Raw genomic sequence first — 16,985 nt, forward strand, 5'->3', positions numbered from 1 at the left:
CGCGACGATGCCGCCCCGGTTTGTGTCGCGGCTCGTCAAAGCACAGAAAATCCTTTATGCTGCTTTGCAGTTATCCACACCCGACGGCTGCGGCGTCCGGCTCCGCAGCCGGCTCCTACCCGCCGTATTTCGTTTCATGACCGCCAAAACCATTCGTCACTACCTGCAGTTCAAGGATTTCTCGCTGGAAGACTACGAGTACGTGCTCGAACGCACGGGTATCCTGAAGCGCAAGTTCAAGAACTACGAGACCTATCACCCGCTGCACGACCGCACGCTCGCGATGATCTTCGAGAAGAGCTCGACGCGCACGCGGCTGTCGTTCGAAGCCGGCATCTTCCAGCTGGGCGGCCACGCGGTGTTCATGAGCACGCGCGACACGCAGCTCGGCCGCGGCGAGCCCGTCGAGGATTCCGCGCAGGTCATCTCGCGAATGGTCGACATCATCATGATCCGCACGTTCGAGCAGGACGTGATCACGCGCTTCGCGCAGAACTCCCGCGTGCCGGTGATCAACGGCCTGACCAACGATTACCACCCGTGCCAGGTGCTCGCCGACATCTTCACGTACTACGAGCACCGCGGCCCGATCGCCGGCAAGACGGTCGCGTGGGTCGGCGATGCGAATAACATGCTGTACACGTGGATCGAAGCCGCGCAGATCCTCGGCTTCAAGTTGCGCCTGTCGACGCCGCCGGGCTATGCGCTCGACATGAAGCTCGTGTCGCCGGACAGCGCGCCGTTCTACGAAGTGTTCGACGATCCGAACGAAGCGTGCAAGGGTGCCGATCTCGTGACGACCGACGTGTGGACGAGCATGGGCTTCGAGGCCGAGAACGAAGCGCGCATGCAGGCGTTTGCCGACTGGTGCGTCGACGAGGAAATGATGGGCCACGCGAACGCGGACGCGCTCTTCATGCACTGCTTGCCCGCGCACCGCGGCGAGGAAGTGACGGCCGGCGTGATCGACGGCCCGCAGAGCGTCGTATGGGACGAGGCGGAAAACCGCCTGCACGTGCAGAAGGCGCTGATGGAGTTCCTGCTGCTCGGCCGCCTGAAGCACTGAACGCAGCGCTCGCACGCCGCCTGAATCCGGCGGCATGCAAAGAAAAGCGCCGATCGATGATCGGCGCTTTTCTTATTTGCGTGGGCGAAAACGCGTGAAAGGTGCGGGTCGAACGCCCGCGTTACACGCACACCGGCTCGGGTTCCAGCTCGACGCCGAACTGCTTGCGCACGTCGTCCTGGATCGCGCGCGCCAGTGCGAGCACGTCGGCGCCCGTCGCACCGCCGCGATTGACCAGCACGAGCGCCTGACGGTCATGCACGGCCGCCGCGCCGAGCGTGCGCCCCTTCCAGCCACAGCGGTCGATCAGCCAGCCGGCCGCGAGTTTCACCTGCCCGCCCGGCTGCGGATACGACACGACGTCCGGCACGCGCGCGCGCAGCGCATCGAACCGTGCGGCGTCGATCACCGGATTCTTGAAGAAACTGCCCGCGTTGCCGAGTTCGAGCGGATCGGGCAGCTTCGCGCGGCGAATCGCGACGACCGCGTCGAACACGTCGCGCGGCGTCGCCGCGTCGGGCGCGATGCCGCGCGCATCGAGCTCGCGCGTGACATCCGCGTAGCCGAGCCGCGGCGTCCAGCGCTTGGGCAGCCTGAACGTCACCGCGACGATCGCGAAGCGGCCCCGCCCTTCCCGCTTGAAAAAGCTGTCGCGATAGCCGAACGCGCAGCGCGCGGCATCGAAGCGCTCGCTGCGCCCCGTCGCGAGTTCGACGGCGACCAGCGAGTCGAAGTACGTCTTCATCTCGAGGCCGTATGCGCCGATGTTCTGGATCGGCGCGGCGCCGACGGTGCCCGGAATCAGCGCCAGATTCTCGAGGCCCGGCATGCCATGCTCGAGCGTCCACGCGACGAATGCGTGCCAGGTCTCGCCGCCGCCGGCCTCGACGTACCACGCGTCGTCGTCCTCGCGCACGACGCGGCGCCCGGCGATCTCGTCGAGCAGCACGATGCCGTCGAAATCGCGCGTGAACACGACGTTGCTGCCGCCGCCGAGCACGAGTTGCGGCAGGTGCGCGACGCGCGGATCGCGATGCAGCGCCGCGAATTGCGCCGCATGCGTGACGCGGGCGGCAAAGCGCGCGGTCGCGCCGATGCCGAACGTGTTGTGCGCGGCGAGCGGATGGTCGGGGAGCAGCGACAGGGCGGAATCGTCAGGTGGCATCGGCATTCGCGGTCGCGTCCGCCGGGCGGCATAAGGCCGGCCTTGGGCAAACGCAGGGGCATCGGTAAAATGGCAAACAGTCCGCAATTATAGCGAGTGCCCGCGCGCAAGCCGGGCGCCTGCATCTCAAGGGAGAATGCCATGCCATCGTTCGACGTCGTTTCCGAAGCGAACATGATCGAAGTGAAGAACGCCATCGAGCAGTCGAACAAGGAAATTTCGACGCGCTTCGACTTCAAGGGCTCCGACGCGCGTGTCGAGCAGAAGGAGCGCGAGCTGACGCTGTTCGCCGACGACGATTTCAAGCTCGGTCAGGTCAAGGACGTGCTGATCAACAAGCTCGCGAAGCGCAACGTCGACGTGCGCTTCCTCGACTACGGCAAGGTCGAGAAGATCGGCGGCGACAAGGTCAAGCAGATCGTCACCGTGAAGAAAGGCGTGACGGGCGACCTCGCGAAGAAGATCGTCAGGCTCGTGAAAGACAGCAAGATCAAGGTGCAGGCGAGCATCCAGGGCGACGCGGTGCGCGTGACCGGCACGAAGCGCGACGATCTGCAGAGCGTGATCGCGATGCTGCGCAAGGACGTGACCGATACCCCGCTCGACTTCAACAACTTCCGCGACTGATCGACGCCGTCGACCGGTCACGCCGCGCCGCCGGGCCCCGCATGGGATGCCCCGGCGGGCGGCGACAGCAGCAACCCCTTCCTCAGAGCTTCCCGCCGTCCTGCGCGCCGCCGTCGGCCGCCGCCTTCTTCTTGTCGCCGATCCGGCTTTCCTGCCCTGCCAGCAGCTTCGAGATGTTGTCGCGGTGACGCCACACGAGCAGCACGCTCATCGCGAGCACGGCCCACGCGACCGGGTTGTGGCTCGTGCCGAACAGGAACACGTCGAACAGCGGTGCGAACACGGCCGCCACCAGCGCCGCGAGCGACGAATAGCGGAAGAAGAACGCGACGATCAGCCAGGTCAGCGCGGTCGCGAGCCCGAGCACCGGATGCACCGCGAGCAGCACGCCGGCCGCGGTCGCGACGCCCTTGCCGCCCTGGAAGCGGAAGAACACCGGATACAGGTGGCCCAGGAACACGGCGATCGCGACGCACGCCACGGCGACGTCGGGCAACCCGAAGTGCCGCGCGAGCCAGACGGCGAGCCAGCCCTTGAACGCGTCGCCGACGAGCGTCAGGATCGCGGCCTTCTTGTTGCCGCTGCGCAGCACATTGGTCGCGCCGGGATTCTTCGACCCGTACGAACGGGGATCGGCCAGGCCCATCGCGGCGCTGACGACGACGGCGAACGACACCGAACCGATCAGGTAGGCAACAAGTGCGGCGAGCAGGATCTGCATGCGGAGAACTCTTCTTTCAACGTATCGGTGAAGGGGCGGCCGGGCGCGGCAGGCGCCGTCGCGGCGAACCGGCGGCAGGCCGTGGCGGCCGGCCGTGCGGGCCGACCGGCCGAAACGGCGCCCATTCTACCGAACGCGCACGGCCTGCCACGAAGGTGAAACCCTCAGTCGACGCTTGCGCACTGCACGGGCGTCGCGCCGAGCAGCGTCGTGAGCACCGCCGGCGCAAGGCTGACGAGATAACCGCGGCGGCCGCCGTTCAGGTAGATCGTCGGCAATTCGAGGATGGTCGACTCGACGTACACGGGCATCGGCTTGCGCGTGCCGAACGGCGACGTGCCGCCGACCAGATAGCCGGAATGGCGGTTCGCGACGTCGGGCTTGCATGGCTCGACGCGCTTCGCGCCGATCTGCCGCGCGAGGTTCTTGGTCGACACCGTGCGGTCGCCGTGCATCAGCACGATCAGCGGCTTCGCATGCTCGTCCTCCATCACGAGCGTCTTCACGACGCTGTGTTCGTCGACGCCGAGCTGGCGCGCCGACTCGCCGGTGCCGCCGTGCTCGACGTAATCGTACGGATGCTCGCCGAATGCGACGCCGTGGCGGCGCAGCAGCTGGGTCGCGGGTGTCTCGGACACGTGTCTGGATTTGCTCATCGCGGCATTTTAATGGCGAACGACCAGCGGGCGCGCGCCATCGCCCCTGCGCGTGGTTGCGGCGGGTTGCCGCGCGCCGACGGTATACTCGCGGCCCTTTTGTCCCGGACGGGCAGTCCCGGACGGGCGCGCCCGTCCATCATCATTGCGGACTTCGCGAAATGCCATTGCCCGAATGGCCGATTGTGGCGCGCCCGCCGTCATGGCACGATCGTTCGCAAAACTCGCCGTGCCACCGCCCGGCCCTTCTTCTGGAGACGCCATGTCCTCGCCTGCCCGCTCATCCGCGCCGCTCGACGTCGCGGCACTGCTCGCCGCGTTGCCCGGCCGCATCGCCGACGTGCCTGCCCGCTGGGCCGCGCACGCGCCCGCGCATCCGGCGCTGATCGAGGACGCGCGTCGCCTGTCGTACGGCGAGCTGGCGCACGCCGTCGAGGCGGCTGCCGCGCGGCTCGCGCGCCTGGGCGTGCGCGGCGGCGATCGCGTGATGATCGTCGCGGAAAACAGCGTCGCGCAGATCGTGCTGCTGTTCGCGGTCGCCCGCGTCGACGCATGGGCGCTCGTGTCGAACGCGCGGCTGTCGGCCAGCGAGCTCGATGCGATCGCCGCGCACGCGCGCCCGAAGCTGATCGCGTTCGCCACGGAAGCGTCGCCCGACGCGCGCGCACACGCGACGCGCCACGACGCGACGCCTGCCGACGCGCTTTCGGTCGACATCGGCGCGTGGTCGCACCGCGTCGACCCGAGCGCGCCCAGCGAACCGGTGGCGGCCGACGGCGCCGCCCAATGTGCGGCGCTGATCTACACGACCGGCACGACGGGCACGCCGAAAGGCGTGATGCTGTCGCATCGCAACCTGCTGTTCATCGCCGCGATGTCGAGCACGCTGCGCCGCGTGTCGCCCGACGACGTCGTCTATACGGTGCTGCCCGTGTCGCACGTGTACGGGCTCGCGTCGGTCTGCCTCGGCAGCCTGTACGCGGGCGCGACGCTGCGGCTCGCGCCGCGCTTCTCGCCGGAGGCCGTGCGCGTCGCGCTCGCCGACGAAGGCGTGACGATCTTCCAGGGCGTCCCCGCGATGCACGCGAAGCTGCTCGAACATCTGCACACGCACGCGCACGCGTGGCGCGCGCCGCGGTTGCGCTTCGCGTATTCCGGTGGCTCGCCGCTCGACGCCGACCTGAAAGCGCGCGTCGAGCGCGTGTACGGCGTGCCGCTGCACAACGGCTACGGAATGACCGAGAGCAGCCCGACGATCACGCAGACGCCGCTCGACGCACCGCGTACCGACTGCTCGGTCGGCGTGCCGATCCCGGGCGTGGAAATGCGGATCGTCGCACCGGACGGCACCGACGTGCCGCCGGGCGACGTGGGCGAAATCCGCGTGCGCGGGCCGAACGTGATGCTCGGCTACTACCGCGACGCGGATGCGACGCGCGCGGCCGTGTCGCCTGACGGCTGGCTCGGCACCGGCGATCTCGCGCGCCAGGAAGCGGACGGCTCGGTGACGATCGCGGGCCGCAGCAAGGAATTGATCATCCGCTCGGGCTTCAACGTGTATCCGGTCGAGGTCGAACAGGTGCTGAACGCGCACCCGGACGTCGTGCAGGCGGCCGTCGTGGGCCGCGCGGTCGAGGGCAACGAGGAAGTGCTCGCGTTCGTCGAGCTGGTGCCCGGCGCGAGCGCGACCGAGGCCGCGCTGCAGGCGTGGTGCGCGCAACGGCTCGCGCCTTACAAGCGCCCTGAGCGGATTCGCGTGCTCGATGCGCTGCCGGCCGCGTCGACGGGCAAGGTGCTGAAGCACAAGCTGCGCGAACTCGCGTGACGCATGACGCGCGGCGCCGGCCGCCTGCCGCGCATGGGCCGGCGCGCGCACCGCGCTAGCCGCGCGGATGGTGCGTCGCGTGCAGCGTCTTGAGCCGCTCGCGCGCGACGTGCGTGTAGATCTGCGTGGTCGAGATATCGCTGTGGCCGAGCAGCAGCTGCACGACGCGCAGGTCGGCGCCGTGATTCAGCAGGTGCGTCGCGAACGCGTGCCGCAGCGTATGCGGCGACAGGTGCGCGCGCACGTCGGCCTGCTGCGCGTGGCGCTTGATGATGTTCCAGAACTGCTGGCGCGTCATCCCGTCGCCGCGCGCGGTCACGAACAGCGCGTCGGCCGCGCGTGCGCCGAGCAGCGCCGGCCGCGCGTCGCGCAGGTAGCGCTCGATCCAGCCGTGCGCGACTTCGCCGAACGGCACGAGCCGTTCCTTCGAGCCCTTGCCCATCACGCGCACGACGCCCTCGTTGAGCCCGACCTCGACGGTCTTCAGCGTGACGAGCTCGCTCACGCGCAGCCCGCTCGCGTACATCAGCTCGAGCATCGTGCGATCGCGCAGGCCGAGCGGCGTGCCGATGTCGGGCGCACCGAGCAGCGCCTCGACCTGTGCCTCGGACAGCGTCGACGGAAACCGCGCGGCCTGCTTCGCCGACGTGATCCGCAGCGTCGGGTCCGCGCTCGCGTGGTGCTCGCGCACGGCCCAGCCGTAATAGCGACGGAACACCGACAAGCGCCGGTTCGACGACGTCGCCTTGCCGTCGCTGCGCGCCGCGATGTAGCCGATCAACATCGCTTCGTCGGCCGAGTCGAGCGGCACGTCGTGCGTCGCGGCCAGCCATTGCGAAAACAGCACCAGATCGCGCCGGTACGCATCGAGCGTATTGCGCGCGAGCCCGTGCTCGAGCCACAGCGCATCGCAGAACACGTCGATCGACGCGCGGCTCGCGAGCAGCGCGGGCGATGCGGCGGCCGCGTCGCCATCGGCGTCGGGCGCGGAGTCGGGGGAAAGCAACGGTTCACTCATCGGTACGGCACGCCCTCATGCGCCAGCAGCCAGCGCTTTACTTTCTGGTAATAGCCATTGTCGTCGTGATTCGCGAAGCCGCCGAGGCCACCTGCCGCGACGACGCGATGGCACGGAATCACGAGCGGGAAATAGTTCGCGCCGCACGCCTGGCCGACCGCGCGCGGCGCGCTGCCGATCCGCTTCGCGACCTGTCCGTAGGTCAGCACCGTGCCCGGCGCGATGTCGCTGATCACGTTCCACACGCGATGCTGGAATGCGCTGCCGACGTCCGCGAGCGGCAGGTCGAAGCGCGCCGATGCACGCTCGAAATAGCGTTCGATCTGCTCGACCGCGCGCCGCGCGAGCGGCGAGTCCGGCTCGACCGACTTGACCGACTCGGGCAGATAGACGATCTCGCGCACCACGGCGGCGTCGGTGCGGATGCCGACCTTGCCGAACGGTGCGTCGATGACTGCGTTGAACATGAGCTTCTCCTCACCGGTGAAACGCGCGCCGCCGCCGCGCGCCGACGCTACTTTACGCCGCGTTCATGCGGCACGCAGCGCCCATTCGACATGCTCGCGCACGATCGGCGACGGATCGTCGGCCCGCGCGCGCAACGCGGCGATGATCGCTTCGCGCGCTTCGGGCGCGAGCCGGTCGGCCGGCGCGCGCAATGCGTTGCCGAGCCCGACCGCGAGATTGCGCAGCCAGCTTTCATGGCCGATGCGCCGGATTGCGCTGCCCTGCATCCGCGTATCGAACGTGTCGGCATCCCAGCCGAACAGCTCGACGAGCGTCGCGCGGTCGAGCCCGTGCCGCACGTCGAAATCGGCGACGGGCGCGGCCTGCGCGAACTTGTTCCACGGACACACGAGCTGGCAGTCGTCGCAGCCGTACACGCGGTTGCCGATCATCGGCCTCAGTGGCTCCGGGATGCTGCCTTTCAGTTCGATCGTCAGGTACGAGATGCAGCGGCGCGCGTCGACGCGATACGGCTCGACGATCGCGCCGGTCGGACATGCATCGATGCAGCGTGTGCAGCTGCCGCAGTGCGCGCCGGGCGTCTCGGGCGCGACGTCGGGCGCCGTTTGCGCGTCGGTCGGCAGCGGAATGTCGACGTAGATTTCGCCGAGGAAGAACAGCGAACCCGCGTCGCGCTGCAGCAACAGCGTGTGCTTGCCGCGCCAGCCGACCCCGGCCTTCTGCGCGAGCTCGACCTCGAGCACCGGCGCCGAATCGGTGAACACGCGGTAGCCGAACGCGCCGATCTCGTGCTCGATGCGCTCCGCGAGCGTCTGCAGCCGGTTGCGCAGCACCTTGTGATAGTCGCGCCCGCGTGCGTAGATCGACACGACCGCCGCCTGCGGATCGTCCAGGCGCGCGCGCTCGCGGGCGCGCCAGTCGTGCGGCACGAGTGCGCCGGAGGATGCATCGGGCGCGTCGGGCGCGAGCGTCTGGGCCGGCAGATACGCGAGCCGCGCGGAGATCACACGTCGCGTACCGGCCACAAGTTCGGCCGGCCGCGCGCGTTTCGTTCCGTGTTTCGCCATATAATCCATTTCGCCGTGGTACCCGGCTTCCAGCCAGGCGGCGAGGCCTGCTTCGGCATCCGAGAGATCGGTATCGCTGATGCCTATCGCCCCGAAACCCAATTCGCGCCCCCACGCCTTGATGCGAGTGGCGAGCGCAGTCAACGTCGCATCATCGAGCGCGCACGGCGCCGCGCCTTCGGTACGAGTCGAAGGCCTGTCGGATGCGGCGAGTTCCGGTAAGCGGTTCATCGCACTATTTTACGAGAATGCCAGCCACGTCCCATACGCCTCATGCCGACACGCTGCCCGCCCCGCTCGCGGAGCGCGTGATCGCACTCGCCGACGAAGCGGCGACCGAGGCCTTCGGCGCCCGCTTCGCGCACGCGCTCGACGCGGCGCGCGGCGAACTCGCCCGCGCGCACGCGTTCGACGGGCTGCAGATCCAGCTGATCGGCGACCTCGGCGCGGGCAAGACGACCCTCGTGCGCGCGATCCTGCGCGGCCTCGGCCACCCGGGACGCGTGCGCAGCCCGACCTATACGCTCGTCGAACCGTATGCATTCGCACGCGACGATGGGGAACTTGAGGTCTATCACTTCGATCTGTATCGATTCAACGATCCGGCCGAATGGTCCGACGCGGGCTTTCGCGAATATTTCAATTCCAGCGCGATCTGCCTCGTCGAATGGCCGCAACAGGCGGGCACCCTGCTCGGCGTGCCCGATCTGGTTTTCTCGCTCGACGTGGACGGCGACGGTCGCGCCCTCACCGTCCGGGCGTTCAGCGCTTCAGGAAAGGCATGTCTCGAAAGATGTTGATCAAACCGTTCCGCTCGATCGAATCGGCGGCCACCGCGACGCACAACTGGCGCCGCCGCCAGATCCTGCGCGCGGGCGCGTCGACGCTGGTGCTCGGGCTCGCCGCACCGCGGCTCGCACACGCGTCGTCGGTGCTCGGCGTGCGCGTGTGGCCCGCGCGCGATTACACGCGCGTCACGATCGAATCGGACCAGCCGCTGCAGAATAGCCAACAGCTGTTGCAGGGCCCCGACCGGCTCGTCGTCGACCTGAGCGGGCTCGATCTCGATCAGGCCCTGCGCGACCTCGTATCGAAGATCGCGCCGAACGATCCGCAGATCCAGTCGGTGCGTGTCGGCCAGTACCAGCCGCACGTCGTGCGGATGGTGTTCGACCTGAAAGGCTCGGTGAAGCCGCAGGTGTTCACGCTGCCGCCGGTGGGCACCTACAAGTACCGGCTCGTGTTCGACCTGTATCCGGCCGTCGCGCCCGATCCGCTGTCCGACCTGATCGCGCAGACGGAACGCAAGGAACAGGCGCTCAACGACACCGCGCGCGCGCAGCAGATGCAGCCGCCGACCTCGCTCGCGGGCCCGGCCGCGCCGTCGGCGCCCGCCGCGGGCGACAACACCGACGCGTTCTTCCAGCGCTTCGCGCAGAACACGCCGGCCACGCCGCGCACGCCGCCGGCCGCCGCGACGCCTTCCACGCCCGCGAAGCCGGCCGTCAAGCCGCCGCCCGTCATCGCGCGCCGCGACGACAGCGACGACGACGGCGACACCTACAAGTTCACCGCACCGAAATCCGGCAAGGGCGGCACCATGCGCCTGCTGACGGTCGCGATCGATCCCGGCCACGGCGGCGAGGATCCGGGCGCGATCGGCGGCGGCGGCACGTATGAGAAGCACATCGCGCTCGACATCGCGAAGAAGCTGCGCGCGAAGATCGACGGCGCGCCGAACATGCGCGCGATGATGACGCGCGACGCCGACTTCTTCGTGCCGCTGAACGTGCGCGTGCAGAAGGCGCGCCGCGTCGGCGCCGACCTGTTCGTGTCGATCCACGCGGATGCGTTCACGACGCCGTCCGCGCGCGGCTCGTCGGTGTTCGCACTGTCCGACCACGGCGCGACGAGCGCCGCCGCACGCTGGATGGCGAACAAGGAAAACTCGTCGGACTTGATCGGCGGCATCAACATCAAGACGCAGGACGCGGCCGTGAGCCGCGCGCTGTTCGACATGTCGACGACCGCGCAGATCCGCGATTCGCTGCGCTACGGCGGCTACGTGCTGAAGGAAGTCGGCGGCATCAACAAGCTGCACAAGGGCTCGGTCGAGCAGGCCGGATTCGCGGTGCTGAAGGCGCCCGACATTCCGTCGATCCTCGTCGAGACCGCGTTCATCAGCAACCCGGAAGAAGAGAGCCGGCTGAACGACGAAAGCTATCGCGACCAGATGGCCGACGCGATCTTCCGCGGCATCAAGCGTTACTTCGCCGCGAACCCGCCGCTCGCGAAGAACCGGATGGCCTGACGCACGGCCGCCTGCTTTTCCCTGCCGCCGGCACGCGCTGCGTGCCGGCCCGTCACGACGCCGCGAAGCGGCGCACCAGCTTCCCGCCGAATACGTTCACCGCGAGCCCGCCCATCACGAGCGCGGCGCCTGCCAGCTGCGTGCGCGTCAGGTGTTCGTCGAGCAGCAGCGCCGACGACGCGAGCCCGACGATCGGCACCAGCAGCGAGAACTGCGCGACCTGCGCGGCCGGATAGCGCGACATCAGGCGGCTCCACAGGCCGTAGCCGAGCAGCGTCGCGACGAACGCAAGATAGACGACCGCGAAGATCGACGCGCCGTCCAGCCCCGCCAGCGCGGCCCCGATCCGCTGCGGCCCCTCGAACCACAGCGACAGCAGGAAGAACGGCACGGGCGGCACGAGGCTCGCCCATACGACCAGCGACACGAGGTTCGCGCGGCCGACCTTCTTCGTGACGATATTGCCGATCGCCCACATCGCGGCCGAGCAGATGGTCAGCAGGAAGCCGGCGAGCGTCATCGCGCGGCCGCCCTGCGCGGCGATCACGGCGAGCCCGGCCGCGGCGATCGCGAGCCCGATCAGGTTCTCAATGCGCAGCCGCTCGCCGAGGAACAGCATCGCGAACACGAGCGTGAAGAACGCCTGCGACTGCAGCACGAGCGACGCGAGACCGGCCGGCATGCCGACGTACATGCCGGTGAACAGGAACACGAACTGGCCGAGCTGGATCGTCGCGCCGTACAGGATCAGCATGCGCCACGGAATCTGCGGGCGGCGGACGAAGAACACCGCGGGCACGGCCGCGAGCGTGAAGCGCAGCGCGCCGAGCAGCATCGGCGGCATGCCGTGCAGCCCGACCTTGATCACGACGAAGTTCACGCCCCACGCCAGGATCACGACCAGCGCGAGCAGCAAGTCCTTCGGGGCCATCATCGGCGTCTCCTCGTTTTGAATGGTGGTTCCGAAGCGGCTCAGTCTACCGGGTTTCGCCGCACGGCCCGATACCCGCGCGGCGTGCATGGAATCGGCCGCGGGCGTGGCCGCGCATCGACTGGCACGCCGCATCGCGCGTGCCCGCTGCCGCCCGCACCGCCGGCTGGCGCAGCGCCACGCCCGGTGCGCGCGCCGGGGCCACGCCGCCAGTACAATGACCGGCATCCCCGCCGTTCGCCACGAGGCCTGTCATGACCGAACCGATCAAAGCCTTGCTGAAGCCGCACATTCGCGACATCGGCAACCTGCAGGTGCGCCGCACACTGCCCGCGCTCGCCGCACGCCTCGTCGGCCCGTTCATCTTCTTCGATCACATGGGGCCCGCGGCGCTGCCGGCCGGCACCGGGCTCGACGTGCGTCCGCACCCGCATATCGGGCTCGCCACCGTCACCTACCTGTTCGACGGCGCGATCCTGCACCGCGACAGTCTCGGCTCGCGGCAGGAGATCGTGCCGGGCGACGTGAACTGGATGACGGCCGGCCGCGGCATCGTCCACTCGGAGCGCACGCCCGATGCGCAGCGCGCGAGCGGCCATACGGTGCACGGGATCCAGACCTGGGTCGCGCTGCCCGTCGCCCACGAAACCACCGAGCCGTCGTTCGAGCACCATGCGGCCGACACGCTGCCCACGCGCACCGAACACGGCGTGACGCTGACGGTGATCGCCGGCGACGCGTTCGGCCTGCGCTCGCCCGTCACGACGTTCTCGCGCACGCTGTACGTCGCCGCCGAATTCGCGGCCGGCAGCCGCCTCGAACTCGACGCGTCGCACGAGGAGCGCGCGGTCTACGTGGTCGACGGCGACCTGACGATCGACGGCACGCCGGTGCCGGCCGAGCAGATGGCCGTGCTCACGCCGGGCGCGACCGTCACGCTCGGGAGCGGCAACGGCGCGCGCGCGATGTTGCTGGGCGGCGACAAGATCGACGGCGAACGCTTCATCGAATGGAATTTCGTCGCGAGCAGCCGCGACGCGATCGAGCGCGCGAAAGCAGCGTGGACGAACCAGGAAATGGGCGAGGTGCCCGGCGAAACCGAGTGGATTCCGCTGCCCGCAGCGAAGCCGCGTTGAAAAAGGCGCGCGCCGCCCCCATCCTCACGACATTCGACTGGAAGAGAACGACATGGACACCACGCTTGCCACTTTCGAGAAAGACGTCATCGAGGCGTCGCTGGACGCCCCCGTGCTGGTCGACTTCTGGGCGCCGTGGTGCGGCCCCTGCAAGACGCTCGGTCCGCTGCTCGAAAAGCTCGAAGCCGACTACCAGGGCCGCTGGAAGCTCGTGAAGGTGAACGTCGACGAGAACCAGGAGCTCGCCGCGCACTTCCAGACGCGCAGCATCCCGCACGTGATCGCGTTCGCCGACGGGCGCCCGGTCGACCAGTTCATCGGCGTGCTGCCGGAAGGCCAGTTGCGCGCGTTCCTTGACCGGCTGCTGCCGGCGCCCGAGGAAGCAGAACGCCGCGCCGCGCAATACGCGATCGCCGAGTCACGCTACGACGATGCGCTCACCCACCTCGAGGCGGCGCTCGCGCTGAACCCCGGTTTCGACGATGCACGGCTCGACCTGATCGAACTGCTGCTCGCGAACAACCAGGTCGATGCCGCGCGCACCGAGGCCGAGCGCCTGTCGCCGCAGACCGTGCAGGGCGCCGATCCGCGCTACCAGGCGATCAAGACCCGTTTCGATGCGCTCGACGCGACGGCCGACCTGCCGCCGACCGACGCGCTCGAAGCGCGTATCGCGGCGAATCCCGCCGATCTCGACGCACGCTTCGACCTTGCGCAGAGCCTGATCGCGCGACGCGCGTACGAAGGCGCGCTCGAGCAGCTGCTGGAAATCGTGTTGCGCGACCGCGCGTATGGCGACGACCTCGGCCGCCGCACGATGCTGTCGGTGTTCGAGATGGCGGGCGACAGCCCCGAGCTCGTCGCCGCGTGGCGGCGCAAGCTGAGCATGGCGCTCAACTGACGAACGGGCGGCCGGGCTGCAATGGCCCGGCTGCCGCGCCATCGCGCGCGGCGGATCTGCCGCGCCGCGGCATCGCAGCATGCTGCTGCGCGTCGATCGCTTTCCGGATCAGCCCGCGGCCCGCGCCGCGAGCGCGCGCAGCGCATGCGCGGCGGCCGCGAAACCGAAGCTCGCGGTCACGCACACGCTGGAACCGAATCCCGCACAGTTGAGCCCCGCGACATGCGCGGCCGCGGACGGCTCCGCGCCATCCTCGATGTCGCAAGCGGCCGCTTCCGGATAAATCAGCGGCTCGTCCGAATACACGGCGCTGACCTTGAAGCGCGCCTTCGGCCCGCGCGGGAAGCCGTGCTGCTTGCGCAACTGCGCGCGCACCTTCGACAGCAGCGGATCCTGGATCGTCAGCGCGAGATCGTCGATCCGGATGCGCGTCGGGTCGAGCTGCCCGCCCGCGCCGCCGACCGTGACGAGCGGCTGCCCTTTCGCGACGCACCACGCGATCAGCGCGACCTTCGTCCGCACGCTGTCGATCGCATCGATCACGTAGTCGAAGCCGCCGCCGAGCAGCGCGTCGAAGTTGTCGGGTTCCACGAAATCCTCGATCCGGTTCACGCGGCACGCGGGATCGATCAGCGCGATCCGCTCGGCCATCGCATCGACCTTCGGCTTGCCGTAATTGCCGTCGAGCGCGTGAATCTGCCGGTTCGTGTTGCTTTCCGCAACGTTGTCGAGATCGATCAGCGTCAGCGTGCCGATCGCGCTGCGCGCGAGCGCCTCGGCCGTCCACGAACCGACGCCGCCGATGCCGATCACGGCGACGTGCGCGCGCTCGAACGCGGCGAGCGCGGGGGCGCCGTACAATCGCGCGACGCCGCCGAAACGGCGTTCGCGATCCACGTCAAGCTGGATTGTCGGGCTCGGGGTAAGATCAGAAGAACTAGGCGGGGCAGCGTCGGGGGCGGACATGGCAGCAAGGAAAACGTAAGCGTACAGCCCTCTATTTTGCCTGAACTCACCGCCTACACGCGCCACTGTGCACGCACGATTCTCGCGCGTTCGCTATACTGGCCCCGGATTGAAGCGTTTGCATAACATGACAACTCTCGCCGATCTTCGCATCAACTATTCGCGTGCTTCGCTCGATGAAGCCGACGTCGCCCCCGACCCTTTCGCCCAGTTCGATCGCTGGTTCAAGGAGGCGCTCGCCGCCAAGCTTCCCGAGCCGAACACGATGACGCTCGCCACCGTCGGCGAGAACGGCCGGCCGTCGGCCCGAATCGTGCTCATCAAGGGTGTCGACGAACGCGGGTTTGTCTTCTTTACCAATTACGAAAGCCGCAAGGGCCGCGATCTCGCCGCCCATCCGTACGCGGCGCTGCTGTTCTACTGGATCGAGCTCGAGCGCCAGGTGCGCATCGAAGGCCGGATCGAGAAAACCAGCAGCGACGAAAGCGACCGCTATTTCGCATCGCGCCCGCTCGGCTCGCGCATCGGTGCGTGGGCGTCCGAGCAGAGCGCCGTGATCGACAGCCGTGCGACGCTCGAAGCGCGCGAGAAGGCCGTGGCCGAACGCTACGGCGAGAATCCGCCGCGCCCGCCGCAGTGGGGCGGCTATCGCGTCGTGCCCGACGCGATCGAATTCTGGCAGGGCCGCCCGTCGCGGCTGCACGATCGCCTGCTCTACACGCGCGACGCCGCGGCGGCGCCGGGCTGGACCATCTCGCGCCTGTCGCCGTAAGCAAGGCAGCGGCGCCGGTGCCTGCCGGCCGTATCTCGTGTTGCATGAGGGCGCCCGCCTCGCGGGGAGCGGGCGCCGGTCAAGATACTTGGCTGTATTCGATTCAACGAACAAACGGAGAATCCAAATGTTCTGGGAAAAGAAGCTGGCACAGTGGGCGGACGAAGTACGGGCGAAGGCGAACATACCGGCGCGCCTCGTGCTGTGGAACGGCGATCAACTCGATTTCGGCACCTTCAGCGCGCCGCAGGTCACGCTGAAGGTCAACAGCGCGTCCGCGTTGCCGCTGCTGCTCGAACCGAGCCTCGACAATCTCGGCGAGGCGTACGTGAAGGGCAAGATCGACATCGAGGGCAGGCTGTCGGACATCATCAACATCAGCTACTCGCTCGCGCGCAGCACGGTCACCAGCGCGAGCAAGCTCGCGCGCGTGAAGCGCTACTTCAATCATACGAAGAACAGCGACAGGAAGGCGATCCAGTATCACTACGACGTCTCGAACGAGTTCTACCAGCTGTGGCTCGACGAGAACATGGTGTACTCGTGCGCGTACTTCGAGAACGGCGACGAGGATCTCGCCACCGCGCAGATCAAGAAGATCGACCATATCCTGACCAAGATCCAGCTCGAGCCCGGCCAGCGGCTGCTCGACATCGGCTGCGGCTGGGGCGCGCTCGTGCTGCGCGCCGCGCAGAAATTCGGCGCGACCTGTCTGGGCGTGACGTTGTCGCAGAACCAGTTCGATCTGGCGACCGCACGCGTGAAGGCCGCCGGGCTCGAGGACAAGATCGAGATCCGCCTGCAGGACTACCGCGAGATCGACGGGCAGTTCGACCGCATCACGAGCGTCGGGATGTTCGAGCACGTCGGCCGCAAGAATCTACCGCTCTATTTCTCGCGCGTGCATGACCTGCTGACCGATGACGGCATCGCGATGAACCACGGGATCACGTCGACCGACGCCGAAAGCGGCGAGACCGCGCTCGGCGGCGGCGAATTCATCGACCGCTACGTATTCCCGGACGGCGAGCTGCCGCACATCAGCCTCGCGCTCGAAGCGGCGCAGCGCGGCGGGCTCGAGGCCGTTGACGTCGAAAGCCTGCGGCGGCACTATGCGCGCACGCTCGAGATCTGGACCGAGAATTTCGAGACGAAGGCGGAACAAGCGCGCGCGCTCGTCGACGACGAAAAATTCCGCATCTGGCGCGTGTACCTCGCCGGTTGCGCGTATGCATTCGAGCACGACGACGTGTCGATCTTCCAGATCGTGTGCCGCAAGGCCGGACGCAGCGCGAAAACGCTGCCGTGGTCGCGGCGCTATATGTACGAACACACGCTGCCGCGCTAGGCGGCAC

General features: G+C 68.4%; 17 protein-coding genes. 9 read left to right on the top strand and 8 right to left on the bottom strand.

Going from position 1 to position 16,985, the window contains the following annotated elements:
- The first annotated feature begins 136 nt into the window (after positions 1-136).
- Entirely contained in the window at positions 137-1,066 is a 930-nt protein-coding gene (argF, locus tag ACP26O_RS13135) for an ornithine carbamoyltransferase (protein ID WP_041491254.1), read from the top strand.
- 121 nt (positions 1,067-1,187) lie between these two features.
- On the opposite strand, the gene murB is transcribed toward argF, so the two are convergent.
- Complete coding sequence (murB, locus tag ACP26O_RS13140) at positions 1,188-2,237, bottom strand: UDP-N-acetylmuramate dehydrogenase (RefSeq protein WP_175665459.1); 1,050 nt, start codon at positions 2,235-2,237, stop codon at positions 1,188-1,190.
- A gap of 135 nt (positions 2,238-2,372) precedes the next feature.
- Here murB and ACP26O_RS13145 point away from each other — a divergent pair, with 135 nt between their 5' ends.
- Complete coding sequence (locus ACP26O_RS13145; protein ID WP_012364548.1) at positions 2,373-2,858, top strand: YajQ family cyclic di-GMP-binding protein; 486 nt, start codon at positions 2,373-2,375, stop codon at positions 2,856-2,858.
- Positions 2,859-2,940: 82 nt separating this feature from the next.
- Here the strand turns inward: ACP26O_RS13145 and plsY are convergent, their stop codons facing one another.
- Both plsY and ybaK read right to left on the bottom strand, forming a co-directional pair.
- A complete protein-coding gene (plsY, locus tag ACP26O_RS13150) occupies positions 2,941-3,579 on the bottom strand; it encodes a glycerol-3-phosphate 1-O-acyltransferase PlsY (protein WP_175665458.1) in 639 nt (212 codons plus the stop codon).
- 164 nt (positions 3,580-3,743) lie between these two features.
- Complete coding sequence (ybaK, locus tag ACP26O_RS13155) at positions 3,744-4,235, bottom strand: Cys-tRNA(Pro) deacylase (protein WP_012364550.1); 492 nt, start codon at positions 4,233-4,235, stop codon at positions 3,744-3,746.
- A 262-nt stretch (positions 4,236-4,497) separates the two neighbouring features.
- On the opposite strand from ybaK, the gene ACP26O_RS13160 reads away from it, so the two are divergent.
- Positions 4,498-6,060 (top strand): class I adenylate-forming enzyme family protein, encoded by a 1,563-nt coding sequence (locus tag ACP26O_RS13160; RefSeq protein ID WP_175665457.1) that lies wholly within the window; start codon positions 4,498-4,500, stop codon positions 6,058-6,060.
- A gap of 55 nt (positions 6,061-6,115) precedes the next feature.
- Here the strand turns inward: ACP26O_RS13160 and xerD are convergent, their stop codons facing one another.
- The 3 genes from xerD to queG form a co-directional block, all read right to left on the bottom strand.
- Positions 6,116-7,078 (bottom strand): site-specific tyrosine recombinase XerD, encoded by a 963-nt coding sequence (xerD, locus tag ACP26O_RS13165; protein WP_165751918.1) that lies wholly within the window; start codon positions 7,076-7,078, stop codon positions 6,116-6,118.
- On the bottom strand, positions 7,075-7,545 hold the full coding sequence (locus ACP26O_RS13170; protein WP_126228390.1) for a methylated-DNA--[protein]-cysteine S-methyltransferase: 471 nt from the start codon (positions 7,543-7,545) through the stop codon (positions 7,075-7,077). Before ACP26O_RS13170 ends, xerD begins: the two co-directional genes overlap by 4 nt.
- Before the next feature lie 63 nt (positions 7,546-7,608).
- Positions 7,609-8,844, bottom strand: coding sequence for a tRNA epoxyqueuosine(34) reductase QueG (gene queG / locus ACP26O_RS13175; RefSeq protein ID WP_175665456.1), 1,236 nt, complete (start codon positions 8,842-8,844; stop codon positions 7,609-7,611).
- A gap of 17 nt (positions 8,845-8,861) precedes the next feature.
- Between queG and ACP26O_RS13180 the strand changes: the two genes are divergently transcribed.
- Both ACP26O_RS13180 and ACP26O_RS13185 read left to right on the top strand, forming a co-directional pair.
- Positions 8,862-9,413 (top strand): bifunctional tRNA (adenosine(37)-N6)-threonylcarbamoyltransferase complex ATPase subunit type 1 TsaE/phosphotransferase, encoded by a 552-nt coding sequence (locus ACP26O_RS13180; protein WP_012364555.1) that lies wholly within the window; start codon positions 8,862-8,864, stop codon positions 9,411-9,413.
- Positions 9,395-10,924, top strand: coding sequence for an N-acetylmuramoyl-L-alanine amidase (locus ACP26O_RS13185; RefSeq protein WP_041491257.1), 1,530 nt, complete (start codon positions 9,395-9,397; stop codon positions 10,922-10,924). The genes ACP26O_RS13180 and ACP26O_RS13185 overlap by 19 nt, the downstream gene beginning before the upstream one ends.
- A 52-nt stretch (positions 10,925-10,976) precedes the next feature.
- On the opposite strand, the gene ACP26O_RS13190 is transcribed toward ACP26O_RS13185, so the two are convergent.
- Positions 10,977-11,855 carry an EamA family transporter gene (locus ACP26O_RS13190; RefSeq protein ID WP_175665476.1) on the bottom strand — a complete coding sequence of 293 codons (879 nt, stop codon included), beginning with the start codon at positions 11,853-11,855 and terminating at the stop codon, positions 10,977-10,979.
- A 254-nt stretch (positions 11,856-12,109) separates the two neighbouring features.
- Here ACP26O_RS13190 and ACP26O_RS13195 point away from each other — a divergent pair, with 254 nt between their 5' ends.
- Both ACP26O_RS13195 and trxA read left to right on the top strand, forming a co-directional pair.
- Positions 12,110-12,991, top strand: coding sequence for a pirin family protein (locus tag ACP26O_RS13195; RefSeq protein ID WP_175665455.1), 882 nt, complete (start codon positions 12,110-12,112; stop codon positions 12,989-12,991).
- A gap of 52 nt (positions 12,992-13,043) precedes the next feature.
- Positions 13,044-13,892, top strand: a complete 849-nt coding sequence (trxA, locus tag ACP26O_RS13200) for a thioredoxin (protein ID WP_006750955.1) — start codon at positions 13,044-13,046, stop codon at positions 13,890-13,892.
- 108 nt (positions 13,893-14,000) lie between these two features.
- On the opposite strand, the gene tcdA is transcribed toward trxA, so the two are convergent.
- Positions 14,001-14,858, bottom strand: coding sequence for a tRNA cyclic N6-threonylcarbamoyladenosine(37) synthase TcdA (tcdA, locus tag ACP26O_RS13205; protein ID WP_175660315.1), 858 nt, complete (start codon positions 14,856-14,858; stop codon positions 14,001-14,003).
- A 127-nt stretch (positions 14,859-14,985) separates the two neighbouring features.
- Between tcdA and pdxH the strand changes: the two genes are divergently transcribed.
- A complete protein-coding gene (pdxH, locus tag ACP26O_RS13210) occupies positions 14,986-15,630 on the top strand; it encodes a pyridoxamine 5'-phosphate oxidase (RefSeq protein WP_175665454.1) in 645 nt (214 codons plus the stop codon).
- Positions 15,631-15,757: 127 nt separating this feature from the next.
- Complete coding sequence (locus ACP26O_RS13215; protein ID WP_011657762.1) at positions 15,758-16,978, top strand: SAM-dependent methyltransferase; 1,221 nt, start codon at positions 15,758-15,760, stop codon at positions 16,976-16,978.
- Positions 16,979-16,985: the final 7 nt, after the last annotated feature.

The organism is Burkholderia sp. R-40 (genome assembly GCF_049942845.1).
In the GTDB taxonomy this organism is placed as follows: Bacteria; Pseudomonadota; Gammaproteobacteria; order Burkholderiales; family Burkholderiaceae; genus Burkholderia; species Burkholderia ambifaria.